The sequence below is a fragment of the Streptomyces brasiliensis genome (assembly GCF_014647875.1).
Taxonomy (GTDB): domain Bacteria; phylum Actinomycetota; class Actinomycetes; order Streptomycetales; family Streptomycetaceae; genus Streptomyces; species Streptomyces brasiliensis.
Window position 1 is genome coordinate 198,276 of sequence record NZ_BMQA01000001.1, and the last position, 12,544, is coordinate 210,819.

Annotated in this window: 12 protein-coding genes; 5 read left to right on the forward strand and 7 right to left on the reverse strand. The window is 71.5% G+C overall.

From position 1 onward, the window contains the following. Window positions 1–73 precede the first annotated feature (73 nt). A complete protein-coding gene (gene lpdA, locus IEZ19_RS00925) occupies window positions 74–1,486 on the forward strand; it encodes a dihydrolipoyl dehydrogenase (protein ID WP_189309471.1) in 1,413 nt (470 codons plus the stop codon). A gap of 12 nt (window positions 1,487–1,498) precedes the next feature. Here lpdA and IEZ19_RS00930 read toward each other — a convergent pair whose 3' ends face one another. Both IEZ19_RS00930 and IEZ19_RS00935 read right to left on the reverse strand, forming a co-directional pair. Beyond that, window positions 1,499–2,962, reverse strand: a complete 1,464-nt coding sequence (locus IEZ19_RS00930; protein WP_189309003.1) for a sensor histidine kinase — start codon at window positions 2,960–2,962, stop codon at window positions 1,499–1,501. After that, window positions 2,955–3,638: a response regulator gene (locus IEZ19_RS00935; RefSeq protein WP_189309004.1), complete on the reverse strand. Its 684-nt coding sequence runs from the start codon at window positions 3,636–3,638 to the stop codon at window positions 2,955–2,957. Before IEZ19_RS00935 ends, IEZ19_RS00930 begins: the two co-directional genes overlap by 8 nt. Before the next feature lie 149 nt (window positions 3,639–3,787). On the opposite strand from IEZ19_RS00935, the gene IEZ19_RS00940 reads away from it, so the two are divergent. Next, on the forward strand, window positions 3,788–4,321 hold the full coding sequence (locus IEZ19_RS00940; RefSeq protein ID WP_189309005.1) for a PepSY domain-containing protein: 534 nt from the start codon (window positions 3,788–3,790) through the stop codon (window positions 4,319–4,321). Between the two features lie 73 nt (window positions 4,322–4,394). Here IEZ19_RS00940 and IEZ19_RS00945 read toward each other — a convergent pair whose 3' ends face one another. Both IEZ19_RS00945 and IEZ19_RS00950 read right to left on the reverse strand, forming a co-directional pair. Next, window positions 4,395–5,039 (reverse strand): SRPBCC family protein, encoded by a 645-nt coding sequence (locus tag IEZ19_RS00945; protein WP_189309006.1) that lies wholly within the window; start codon window positions 5,037–5,039, stop codon window positions 4,395–4,397. Continuing rightward, window positions 5,036–5,392, reverse strand: coding sequence for an ArsR/SmtB family transcription factor (locus IEZ19_RS00950; protein ID WP_189309007.1), 357 nt, complete (start codon window positions 5,390–5,392; stop codon window positions 5,036–5,038). Before IEZ19_RS00950 ends, IEZ19_RS00945 begins: the two co-directional genes overlap by 4 nt. A 209-nt stretch (window positions 5,393–5,601) precedes the next feature. On the opposite strand from IEZ19_RS00950, the gene IEZ19_RS00955 reads away from it, so the two are divergent. The 3 genes from IEZ19_RS00955 to IEZ19_RS00965 are packed head-to-tail and all read left to right on the forward strand — an operon-like array spanning window position 5,602 to window position 9,313. Further along, window positions 5,602–6,117, forward strand: coding sequence for a (2Fe-2S)-binding protein (locus IEZ19_RS00955; protein WP_189309008.1), 516 nt, complete (start codon window positions 5,602–5,604; stop codon window positions 6,115–6,117). Window positions 6,118–6,119: 2 nt separating this feature from the next. Then, a complete protein-coding gene (locus tag IEZ19_RS00960; RefSeq protein ID WP_189309009.1) occupies window positions 6,120–7,109 on the forward strand; it encodes an FAD binding domain-containing protein in 990 nt (329 codons plus the stop codon). Beyond that, complete coding sequence (locus IEZ19_RS00965; protein ID WP_189309010.1) at window positions 7,106–9,313, forward strand: xanthine dehydrogenase family protein molybdopterin-binding subunit; 2,208 nt, start codon at window positions 7,106–7,108, stop codon at window positions 9,311–9,313. The genes IEZ19_RS00960 and IEZ19_RS00965 overlap by 4 nt, the downstream gene beginning before the upstream one ends. Window positions 9,314–9,335: 22 nt before the next feature. On the opposite strand, the gene sbnA is transcribed toward IEZ19_RS00965, so the two are convergent. From sbnA to IEZ19_RS00980, 3 genes are read right to left on the reverse strand one after another with little or no spacing between them, the layout of a single operon-like run. Then, entirely contained in the window at window positions 9,336–10,409 is a 1,074-nt protein-coding gene (sbnA, locus tag IEZ19_RS00970; RefSeq protein ID WP_189309011.1) for a 2,3-diaminopropionate biosynthesis protein SbnA, read from the reverse strand. Window positions 10,410–10,446: 37 nt separating this feature from the next. Further along, window positions 10,447–11,520 (reverse strand): 2,3-diaminopropionate biosynthesis protein SbnB, encoded by a 1,074-nt coding sequence (sbnB, locus tag IEZ19_RS00975; RefSeq protein WP_189309012.1) that lies wholly within the window; start codon window positions 11,518–11,520, stop codon window positions 10,447–10,449. Continuing rightward, a complete protein-coding gene (locus tag IEZ19_RS00980; RefSeq protein WP_189309013.1) occupies window positions 11,517–12,518 on the reverse strand; it encodes a TauD/TfdA family dioxygenase in 1,002 nt (333 codons plus the stop codon). Before IEZ19_RS00980 ends, sbnB begins: the two co-directional genes overlap by 4 nt. Between the last annotated feature and the right edge of the window lie 26 nt (window positions 12,519–12,544).

Sequence of the window (12,544 nt, forward strand, 5' to 3'; positions counted from 1 at the left end):
CGGTCCCAGACTGGGATCAAGCGCCTTCGGCGACCCTCGCCGGCGGCACGCTCCGGAGGGAACGCCAGCGATGGTGATCGAACAGGACGAGCACTTCGACGTCGTGGTCCTCGGCGCCGGTCCCGGCGGCTACGTCGCCGCGATCCGCGCCGCCCAGCTGGGCAAGCGGGTCGCGGTCGTCGAGGAGAAGTACTGGGGCGGCGTCTGCCTGAACGTGGGATGCATCCCGACCAAGGCCCTGTTGCGCAACGCCGAGTTGGCGCACATCTTCACGCGGGAGGCGAAGACCTTCGGCATCAGGGTCGACGGGGAAGTGTCCTTCGACTACGGCGAGGCGTTCCGGCGCAGCCGGCGGGTGGCCGACGGCCGCGTCAAGGGCGTCCACTTCCTGATGAAGAAGAACAAGATCACCGAGATCGACGGCCACGGCACCTTCCTCGACCCGCACTCGCTCCAGGTCGCGGGCTACGACGGCTCGACGCGCGTCATCGGCTTCGACCACTGCATCATCGCCACCGGCGCCACGCCCAAGCTGCTGCCCGGGACCAAGCGCAGCGCGCGCGTCGTGACGTACGAGGAGCAGATCCTCGCCGAGGACCTGCCGGAGTCGATCGTCATCGCGGGCGCCGGCGCCATCGGCATCGAATTCGCCTACGTCCTGCACCACTACGGCGTGCGGGTGACCCTCGTCGAGTTCATGGACCGTGTCGCCCCGCTGGAGGACGCCGAGGTCTCCGCCGAGCTGGCCAAGCAGTACCGCAGGCTCGGCATCGACGTGCTCACCTCCACCCGGGTCGACGGGATCGACGAGTCCGGGCCGCAGGTCCGGGTGACGGTCGCCGGGCCGGACGGCAGGCAGCGGGTCCTGGAGGCCGACAAGGTGCTCCAGGCGCTCGGCTTCGCCCCGAACGTCACCGGCTACGGGCTGGACGACACCGGTGTCGCGCTCACCGAGCGCGGCGCGATCGAGGTGGACGGCCGGTGCCGCACCTCCGTACCGCACATCTTCGCGATCGGGGACGTGACCGCGAAGCTGATGCTCGCGCACGCCGCCGAGGCGATGGGCGTGGTCGCCGCGGAGACCATCGCCGACGCGGAGACGATGGAACTGGAGTACGTGATGGTCCCGCGGGCCACGTACTGCCAGCCGCAGGTCGCCAGCTTCGGCTACACCGAGGCCCAGGCCCGGGACCTCGGTTACGACGTGAAGGTGGCGAAGTTCCCCTTCACCGCGAACGGCAAGTCGCACGGCCTGGGCGACACGACCGGCTTCGTGAAGCTGATCAGCGACGCGAAGTACGGCGAGCTGATCGGCGGCCACCTCATCGGCCCGGACGTCACCGAACTGCTGCCGGAGCTGACCCTGGCCCAGCGCTGGGACCTGACCGTCCACGAGGTCGCCCGCAACGTGCACGCCCATCCGACCCTCGGCGAGGCGGTCAAGGAGGCCGTCCACGGGCTCGCGGACCACATGATCAACTTCTGACGGCCGCGGGGCTCACCCGGCCCGGGGCAGACGTATCCGGAAGCTCGCTCCGCCGCCGGGTGCCTCGCCGACGGTGAGTGTCCCGCCGTGGCGCTGCACGACGTCGCGGGCGATGGCCAGGCCCAGGCCCGCGCCGCCGTCGTCACGGCTGCGGGCCTCGTCGAGGCGGACGAAACGCTCGAAGATCCGCTCCCGGTCGGCGGGTTCGACACCGTGGCCGTCGTCGGCGACGGTCAGGACGACGTGGTCGCCGTCGTCGACGAGGCTGACGTTGACGGTTGTCGCGGCGTGCCGCTGGGCGTTGTCCAGCAGATTGCCCAGGACGCGGGCGAGGCGGCTTCTGCTGCCCCGGACCCCGGGCACGGGGTCGTCGATCGTGACGATCGGGGCGACGCGCTCGACCACGGCGCGCCCGGCCACCTCCTCCCGCACCAGCGCGGCCAGGTCGACCCGCGTGTCGGCGGGGTGCTCCCCGGCGTCGAGGCGGGCGAGCAGCAGCAGGTCGGTGGCCAGGTGCTGGAGGCGTACGACGTCGTGGAGCAGGTCGGTGGTGTCCAGCAACTCGGGGTGCTGGCCCGCCACTTCGAGATGGGTGCGCAGGGCGGCGATGGGGCTGCGCAGTTCGTGCGAGGCGTCGGCGACGAAGCGGTGCCGGCGTTCCACGGACCGCTGCAGCGCGGCGAGGGTTTCGTTCGTGGTGCGGGCGAGCCGGGCCACCTCGTCACCGGAGCGGGGCTCGGGCACGCGGCGGGCCAGGTCGCCGCTGCCGGTGATCTCGGCCATCTCCGCGCGGATGCCCTCCACCGGCCGCAGCGCCCGCCGGGTGACCGCCCAGGTCACGGCGGCGACCACGACGAGCAGGAACGGCAGGCCGGTCAGCATCGCCCGGGTGACCTGGTCGAGCGTGGCCTGCTCGTCCGCCAGGGACGTGCCGGCGTAGACGGTGTAGGTGCGGCCGTCGTAGGTGGTGCCCTGCACGGCGGCGAAGCTGTAGTCGTGGGTCTCGTCGTCGAGCGTGACGGTGAGGGTGCGGTGGTCGACGTCGGTGCCGACCTTGCCGCGTGGCGGGCTGCTGTACTCGGCGTCATCGTCGTCGCCGCCACCCCGGCCGCCGTGCCGGTCGGAGGTGGTGGTGGTGACGGGAGTGTTGTCGGGCGCGGGCGCGGGCGCGAAGTCGGTCAGGACGGCCCGGCCGCGCAGGTCCTCGCCGGCGGCGAGGACCGTGTGCGCGGAACCGACGACCTGTACCAGCCTGCCGTCGTCGGGCAGGTCGAGGCCACCGAAGTCCCCGTTCAGCGCGTCCTGGGCGCCGGCCACGGTACGGGCGGTGATCTCGGACTGGAGGCCCGCCCGGTCCGTGAGGTTGTGCCGCAGGACCGTGACGACGGCGACGCCCGCCGCGACCAGGGCGACGCACACGACGAGGGTGGCGGCGAGCGCGGCGCGGGACCGTACGGAAGCGAAGGGTCTAGGCATCCCGGCCGCCCGGTTCCAGCCGGTACCCCGCCCCGCGCACGGTCCTGATCGACCGCCGCCCGAAGGGCACGTCGATCTTGCGGCGCAGGACGCTGACGTACACCTCGACGATGTTGGGGTCGCCGTCGTAGGCGAAGTCCCAGACGCCGGCGAGGATGTCGGCCTTGGAGACCACCTGTCCCGCGTGCCGGGCGAGGTGTTCCAGGACCGCGAACTCCCGTGCGGTCAGGGAGATTTCGGTGCCGGCCCGCTCGACGCGCCGGGCGTCCGGGTCGACGGTGAGGTCCCCGATCCGCAGCACCAGGGCGCCGGCGCGGGTACGGCGGCGCAGCAGGGCGCGGATGCGGGCCTGGAGCACGACGTAGGAGAACGGCTTGGTGAGGTAGTCGTCCGCGCCGGTGTCCAGGCCCTCGGCCTCGTCGTACTCGCCGTCCTTCGCGGTGAGCATCAGGATCGGTGTCTCGTCGCCGTCGGCGCGCAGCTGGGAGCAGACCCGGTAGCCGTTCAGGCCGGGCAGCATGATGTCGAGCACGATCAGGTCGTAGTCCCGCTCGCGCGCCAGATGCAGGCCGTCGACTCCGTCGTGGGCGACGTCGACGACATACCCCTCGGCGGACAGACCGCGGGCGAGGGAGGTGGCGAGGCGCTTCTCGTCCTCCACGATCAGCAGGCGCATGGGGACAGCGTCTCAGACGCCCCCTGAAGCGATCTTCAGGAACCTTCAGCCCGGCTTCAGGAGCGCGCTCGCATGGTGGGTCGCATCAGGCCGACAAGTCGGCGCCGTCCGCGGCCCGTTCGCGGAACGCAGGAAGGAACCACCTCACCATGAAGGCTTTCCACCACTCTCCGAACGGCCGCCGTCGCGCCGCGGCGACCCTGCTCGTGGCCGCCGTCGCCCTCGGCGGCGCCGGTGCCGCGACGGCCGCCGCGTTCGCGGGCGACGGCGCCCGGTCCGGCCACGGGCACGTGACCGCGAGCCGGGCGTCCGACGACGACCACGGCGGCCGGCGGCACGACGGCCGCCGGCACGACGGCTCGGACGACTCGGTGACTACGGACGACTCGGCGACCCCGGCCAGGCCGGCCGCCTCGGCCGCCCCGACCGCCTCGGACGACGACCGCGTCCTCGCGCGCACCGCCACGATAGACGTGAAGCAGGCCGTCGACACGGCCGTGAAGACGGTCGCGGGCACGGTCGTCTCCGTGGAGCTCGAGGGCCGGACGGGCCATCCCGTCTGGAAGGCGGAGCTGGTCGATGCCGGAGGCACGGAGCGCGAGGTCCTCGTGGACGCGAGGACCGGCGCGGTCACCGCGACCGGCCTCCACCACCAGGGCGACGACGACCACGGGGACGACTGATCCCTCGTACGGCCGTCCGTCCGGTCGGCCGTAGGACGTTCCGGGGCCCGGCCGGGCCCCGGAACCCCTCCTCCTACTCGCCTTCCTTCGGCGGCACGTAGAACCCCGTCGTTGCGGTGACCGCGGAGGCCACCACGTCCTCGTCCGCACCCGACGCCGCGTACGCCTCGCCCCACGCCTCACTGCTGCGGGTCATCGCCGCGCGGGCCTCGTCGCCGGCCTGCCACGCCTCGGCCTCGGCCGGGCTGATCGCGTTGCCGGTGAGATACAGGCCGAGTCCGAGGACGGTCAGATCCCAGCCGACGCCGACCGCGCCGGGGCCGAACTGGTCCCAGAACTCCGGCGGCACGACCGCGACGTGCTCCAGCTCGAACACGGTCCGCTCGGCACCCTCCGGCGTGAGGCGCACCTCGACCTCGCTGAAGCCCGGGGCCTCGCCCATCAGCCAGCTGACCTTGAGGCGCTCGGGCGGCTCGCACTCGAGGATCTCGCCCCCGGCGTTGCCCTGCAGCTGGTAGCGGCCGCCCGGCTTCAGGTCGCCGGTCACGGGCAGGAACCAGCGGCCGATCCGCTCGGGGTCCGTGCACGCGTCCCACACGTCCTCGGCGGGGGCGTCGTAGGTGCGGCGCAGCAGGACGGTGCGGGCCTCGCCGTCGGCCACGGTCCGGCGCCCCACCCGACGGTGGATGTCGTTGATCCGGTCGACGATGTCGCTCATGGGTGATCTTCCTTGTCGCTGTCTCGTTCGCGGCGCTCGCGCCTGCCGCGCGCCAGCTCCGTGCCCAGCGCGTCCAGGCGCTGTTCCCAGAAGCCGCGGAAGCGGGCGAGCCAGGCGTCGACCTCGCGCAGGGGCTCGGAGTCGACGGCGTACAGCCGCCGGGTGCCCTGGGCCCGCACGGACGCGAAGCCGGTTTCGCGCAGCACCCTGAGGTGCTGCGACACGGCGGGCTGGGAGATCCCGAACTCGGCCCGTATCACCGAGCTGATCTCGCCGGAGGACTGCTCGCCCCCGGCCAGCAGCTCCAGTATCCGGCGCCGTACGGGATCGCCCAGCACATCGAATGCGTGCACGTCGGTGACAATGCCACTCGTCGCTTATATAAGTCAACGCTTAAGATTTGCGAGATCGACTTGCCTCGCACAAACGCCGTGCCAAGGTGCTGATACCGGGACATTCGGGTCGCGGCAACCCCGTGTGACCGCGGGTCCACACCGTGCGAACGGCCGGGTTGTCACTCCTGCATTCCGATGACATCCGATGACATCCGAATTGAGGCGACATGAAGCACGTGGAGCCGGCGGCCACGCCCAGAACCGCGCCGCACGAAGCCCCTCAGGTCGAGATCACCCTCTGCGTCAACGGCATGCCCCGTCGTCTGCAGATCGACACGCGCGTCACGCTGCTCGACGCGCTCCGCGACCATCTGGGCCTGACCGGGGCCAAGAAGGGCTGCGACCAGGGAGCGTGCGGAGCCTGCACGGTGCTCGTCGACGGCAAGCGAGTGGTGTCCTGTCTGGCGCTCGCGGCGCAGTACGAGGGACGGGAGATCACCACGGTGGAGTCCTTGTCCCCGGGCGACGAACTGCACCCGATGCAGGTGGCGTTCGCCCGGCACGACGCGTTCCAGTGCGGCTACTGCACCCCGGGACAGATCATGTCGGCGGTCTCGCTGATCGCGGAGGGGCGCGCGGGCTCGGAGGAGGAGATCCGCGAGTTCATGAGCGGCAACCTCTGCCGCTGCGGCGCCTATCCGAACATCCGCGCCGCGATCCGCGACATCGCGGCGGAGGGCTGACCATGCATCCCTTCGACTACCTCAGGGCCACCGACACCGACCAGGCCGTCGCCGTCGTCACCGCCGATCCGGAGGCGTCGTTCCTCGCGGGCGGCACCACGCAGCTCGACCTGATGAAGGACGGGGTGCTCGAACCTGAGCGGCTGATCGACATCACGCGGCTGCCGCTGGGCGGCATCACACACACGGACTCGCTGGTCCGGGTCGGCGCGCTCACGACGATGGAGGAACTCGCCGCCGATCCCGTCGTCCGCGACAGGTTGCCGTTCGTGCGGGAGGCGCTGCTGCTCGGTGCCTCGGTGCAGTTGCGCAACATGGCGACCATCGGCGGCAATCTGCTCCAGCGCACCCGGTGCCGCTACTTCCGGGACCCGGCGGTTCCGGCCTGCAACAAGCGGGCCCCTGGCTCCGGTTGCGCCGCGATCACCGGGATCCAGCGTATGCACGCGATCCTGGGCACCAGCGACCGGTGCATCGCCCTGCACGCCTCGGACGTCGCCGTACCGCTCGTGGCGCTCGACGCCGTCGTCCACGTCCTGGGCCGGGAGGGCATGCGGTCCGTTCCCCTGACGCAGTTCTATCTGCCGCCCGGCGACACACCCGACGTGGAAAACGTGCTGAAGCACGGCGAGTTGATCACCGCGGTCGACATCCCACTGCTCCCCGAATCGGCGCGCTCGCACTACCTGAAGGTCCGGGACCGGGTCTCGTACGAGTTCGCGCTCACCTCGGCCGGGGTGGCGCTGGTGATGGAGGACGGCGTCGTCCAGGAGGCGCATGTGGCGCTGGGCGGGGTCGGCACCATTCCGTGGCGGGCCTGGGACGCGGAGGACGTGCTGCGCGGCTCCCGGGCCGAAGCCGCCGTCTTCGGCGCGGCGGCGGAGGCGGCCCTCGTGGGCGCGCGGCCCCTGCCCGGCACCGCGTTCAAGGTCGAGCTGGCCGAGCGCACCCTCGTGCGCACCCTCGAGACCGTGGCAGGAGCGGCGTCATGACGACTCTGGAAACCGGCCGCACCGTCGGCGCCGGCCTCGACCGCGTGGACGCTCCCCTGAAGGTGACCGGCGCGGCCCAGTACCCCAACGACTTCTCGTTCCCCGGCATGGTGCACGCCGCCCTGGTCGGCAGCACCGTCGCCGCGGGCCGCATCACCGGCATCGACGTGTCGAAGGCGGTGGCGGCACCGGGCGTGCTCGACGTCGTCACGCATCTGACCGCGCCGAAGCTGGAACGCGGACCCATGACCCTGCTCGGCGCATCGCCGACGGCACCGCTCCAGGACGACCGCGTGCTGCACTACGGCCAGCACGTCGGGATCGTGATCGCCGAGACCCCCGAACAGGCACGGCACGCCGCACGGTTGGTACGCGTACGGTACGAGGCGACCGAGCCGCTCCTGGACGTGGCCGACCCCCGCGCCGAGATCGTCGAGAATCCCTGGGGTCTGGACACCGAACGCGGCGACGTGGACGCGGGGTCGGCCCGGGCGGACGTGGTGATCGAGGGGACGTACACGACCCCCGACAACACCAACAACCCGCTCGGCCTGATGACGACGGTCGCGGCCTGGCACGGTGACGCGCTCACCGTGCACGACTCGACGCAGTGGCCGTACAACGTACGCGCCTCGCTGGCCGCGATCTTCAAGGTCCCGGAGAGCGGCATCCGGGTCCTCGCCCCGTTCGTCGGCGGCGCGTTCGGCGCCGGTCTGCGGGTGTGGCCGCACGTCGTCCTCACCGTGCTCGCGGCCCGTCAGGTCCGGCGGCCGGTCAAACTGGTGCTGACGCGGCCCGAGATGTTCACCTCCGTGGGACACCGGCCCAACAGCGTCCAGCAGATCAAGATCGGTGCGACCCGCGAGGGGGACCTGGTCGCGATCGAGCACCAAGGCATCTCGTCCGCCGCGATGGACGACGAGGACTACGAACCCGTCTCGCTCTGCTCGTCCATCTCCTACGCCTGCCCCAACGTGCGGACGCGCGACCGGCTGGTGCGACTGAACATCCCCTGCCCGGGCTCCATGCGCGCGCCGGCCGAGAGTCAGGGCAACTTCGCCCTGGAGTCCGCCATCGACGAGGTCGCCGAGGCCATCGGCATGGACCCGCTGGAGATCCGGCTGCGCAACTGCGCCGACGAGCACCCGCTCCTCGGACTGCCCTGGTCCAGCAAGGCACTTCGGGAGTGCTACCTGCAGGGCGCCGAGCGGTTCGGCTGGTCGCGCCGCACCCCGGAACCCGGCTCGATGCGCGACGGAGGGTGGCTCGTCGGATACGGCATGGCGAGCGTGTCGTACCCCTTCTACCAAGTCCCGTGCCAGGCCCGCGCGTCCGTACGGCACGACGGCTCGGCGTATGTGCGCAGCGCGGCGACCGACATCGGGACCGGCACCTACACCGTCATGACCCAACTGGCCGCCGATGTGCTGGGGATCGACGTCACCCTGGTACGGTTCGACCTCGGCGACTCCGACATGCCGTACGCGCCCCCCGCGGGTGGCTCGGGTCTGACCAGAGCCCTCTCGGAGGCCGTGCACACGGCGTGCCGGCGGCTGATCCAGGAGTTCCTCGACATCGTGCACGACGACCCCGCGTCGCCGCTGCGGGGCGCCGCGCTCGACGACGTGACCGTCACCGACGGGCGCATCCATCGCCTCGACGCCCCCGAACGGGGTGAGACCTACGCGGAGTTGCTGGCCCGGCACGGTCTGGAGGAGCTGAGCGCCGACGGCAGGAGCGCTCCCCCGGCGGCCGAGGAGCTGGGCATGGCCCCCGCCGGTGCCTTCGGTGCCAAGTTCGTCGAGGTGCGCGTCGATCCGGGTCTCGGGCTGCTGCGGGTGGCACGGGTGCTCTCCGCGATCGACGGCGGGCGCATCCTCAACGAGAAGACCGCCCGCAGCCAGATCATCGGCGGCACGGTCGGCGGCATCAGCCAGGCGATGTTCGAGGAGACGGCCACCGACCCGCTCACCGGGCGGATCGCCAACGCGACCTTCGGCGACTACCTCATGCCGGTCAACGCTGACGTCCCCGACCTCGACGTGATCTTCGTCGGCGGGCCCGACCCCGCGACTCCCACAGGGACCAAGGGAATCGGCGAGGTCGGACTCGTCGGACTGGCCGCGGCGATCGGCAACGCGGTCCGCCACGCCACCGGGCGCCGGATCCGCTCCCTGCCGATCACCATCGACCAGCTGCTCTGAGCCGCCCCGGCGCAGCCCGGGTCTAGGGTCTGCGCCGGTGGCCCGGCGTGCGTGGCACCGGCTTCTGCGCGCGGGCCGTCCGGGCCGTCCGGGGGCCGGCCGGGACCTGCTCGGTGTCCTCGCCGTCGAGGACGAGATCGTCGCCGTCGAGGACGAGATCGCCGTACAGGTCCTGGAGCCAGTTCGTCTGGTAGATGGTGTCGAGGTAGCGCTCACCGAGATCCGGAGCGATCGCCACGGCGGTGAAGTCCTCGTCCTCGTGCTCGGCCAGCCAGCGCATCGCGCCGCTGACCACCGTGCCGGTGGAGCCGCCGAAGAGGAAGCCGCGCCGGGCCAGCCTGTGGCAGGTGCGGATGGTGTCCGCCTCCTCCACCCGGATCACCTCGTCGACCAGGGACTCGTCGAGCAGGGGCGGGCGCATGCTCATGCCGAGGCCGGGGATCATCCGGCGGCCCGGCTCGCCGCCGAAGGCCACCGAACCGGCGGCGTCCACGGCGACGATCCGCACCGGCCGGTGCCACCGCCGGAAGAAGCGTGCGCAGCCCATCAGGGTGCCGGTGGTGCCCGCCCCGACGAACAGCACGTCCAGGCGCGGGAACTGGCCGGCGATCTCGGGCGCCGTGCGGTGGTAGTGAGCCCGCCAGTTGCCCGGGTTGGTGTACTGGCCGAGCCACACGTACCGGTCGTCGGAAGCGCACAGCGCGCGGACGTAGTCGATGCGCGCGCCGAGGAAGCCACCGACGGCGTCGAGGTCGGCGATGACGTGCACCTCGCTGCCCAGCGCCTCCATCAGCAGCCGGGTCGACAGATTGCAGCGGGAGTCCGTCACGCACAGGAACCGGTATCCCTTGCTGGCCGCGATGATGCTGAGCGCCACGCCCAGGTTCCCGGACGAGGACTCGACCAGAATCGAGCTGGGCAGCAGGACGCCCTCGCGTTCGGCGGACTCCACCATCTCCACCGCTGCCTTGAGTTTGATCGAGCCGGCGAAGTTGAAGCCCTCGCACTTCAGATAGAGCGAACGCCCGAAGATCGGTTCGAGGTCGACGTAGAGCTGGCTCTCGTTGAAGGCGTGCGGAGCGGATATCACGGGCACGATGGACCTCCTGGTGCCATGGCCGAGGAAACGGGCCTCAGCCGTACCGGTGCAGGTCGTGGAAGAAGTCGTCGATGAGGTGGAGCTGCCCCGCGCGGGCCACTTCGTCGTAGACGAACTTGCCGACGGCGAGGTCGAGCACGCCGAGTCCGAAGGGCGAGAAGATCACGGTCCGGTCGGCCGGTGGGGTCAGCCGTCCCGTGAGGACGTCGTCGAGGGTGCCGTCGAGGAAGTCGCGGCCTCGGGTGAGCTGTTCGGCCAGGTGGGGGGACGTGTTGGCCTTGAGGCAGTGTTCGACGTCGTCGACGACGTTGGCCGAGCCGAGCAGGATCTCGGGGGCGAGGTCGCGCAGCGACACGTGCAGGACCAGCGGGTTGTGGTCGAACCAGGCCGGGTCGGTGACGTGGGGTTCACCGGCGACGGTGGCGAAGACGACCAGGTCGCTCGAGCGGATCAGCGCCTCGGGGCTGCCGTGCACACTCACCCGGCCCGTGGTGCCGGCCTGGTGCAGATAGCCGCGGAAGCCCTCGGTGCTGTCGGCGGACACGTCGTACACGCCGATCTCGTCGAAGGTCCAGCCGGTGCCGGCCAGGTAGGTGTGGATGTAGCGGGCGATCAGTCCCGTGCCGAAGAAGCCGACGCGCGTGGGGCGGGTGCGGGTGCGGCTGAGCCGGTCGGCGGCCAGCGCGGCGGACGCGGCCGTCCGGGTGGCGCTGATGACCGAGCTCTCCAGGCAGGCGAACGGGTAGCCGGTGTCGTGGTCGTTGAGGATGAGGACGGCGGAGGCCCGGGGCAGGCCGGAGTCCACGTTGGCCGGGAAGCTGGAGATCCACTTCAGGCCGTCCACCCGGGTCTGCCCGCCCAGGGAGGCCGGCAGGGCGATGATGCGTGACGTGGGCCGGTCGGGGAAGCGCAGGAAGTACGACGGCGGGTTGACCGACTCCCCCGCTCCGTGCAGCCGGTAGGTGGCGTCGATCAGTTCGACGAGTTGTTTCTCGCGGCCGGTCAGTGCTTGCTGCACCTCGGCGCCGGAGATCACGGCGAAGGTCGGTGCCCCGGCGGCGGGGTGGGACGGGTCCCGCCGGTCGGCGGGAGACAGCAGGTTGCTCATCGTCGGCTCGCCTCCGGGGTCGGGCTGCAGTCCGCCAGGCGCCGGGGTTCGGCCAGGCCGACCAGCACCTCGCGGTCTCCGGTGTAGGGCTCGCGGCTGTGCGCGGTGCGGATGTTGTCGACGAGCATCAGGTCGCCGGACTGCCAGGGCTCGCGCCGCGTGTGCTCCTCGTAGGTGGTGTTGAGGAGCTGGACGACGTCCTCGGTGATCGGACCGCCGTCGCCGAAGCGGGTGTTGAAGGGCAGGCCGTCCTCGCCGTAGACGTCGACCAGGTACTCGCGCACCTCCGGCGCCAGCGTCCACTCGTTGAGGAAGGCGATCTGGTTGAACCAGCAGCGCCTGCCGGTGACCGGGTGCCGCACCACAGCGCTGCGGCGCTGACGGGTGCGCAGGGAGCCGTCGGGCTGCCAGTCGGTGTCGATCGCGTGGGCGCGGCAGTAGGCGTCGACGGCGGTGCGGTCGTCCGTGCCGAAGGCCTCTTCGAGGGTGGCGCCGATCTCGTCGTTGTACGAGCGGGTCAGCAGCCATCCCTCGTGCTCGAACCGCTCGGCGAGGCTCGCGGGCAGCGCCTGGAGGACCCGTTCGGCGTCGGCCACTCCGGTCGCCCCGCCCTGGCCGGGTGCGGTCAGGCAGGCGAACAGCAGCAGGCCGGGCACGTCCAGCGTGTAGCTCAGTTCGTGGTGCATGCACATGGGCTGGTTGGCGGGCCAGGTCGCGGAGGAGTACAGCCCCGGGCCGTACGAGCGGCGCGGAGCGAACGCCTCGCGCTCCGTCATCAGCTCACCGGCCAGCGCGGCGAAGACGGCGCCGGCCTGTCCGGTGTCGCGCAGGTTCAGGCCGCGGACGAGCAACGCGCCGTGCTCGGTGACCTGCGCCCGCAGTGCCTCGCGGTGGGCCGCGGCCCAGCCGGGCACGTCACGGGGTTCCTCGACGTGCAGGATCGGCGGCCGGTCCGGCGGCAGCTCTACCTCGAGGGTTGATGCCAGGGGTGACGACATCTCGGTTTCCTTTCGGTTGCCCCGGT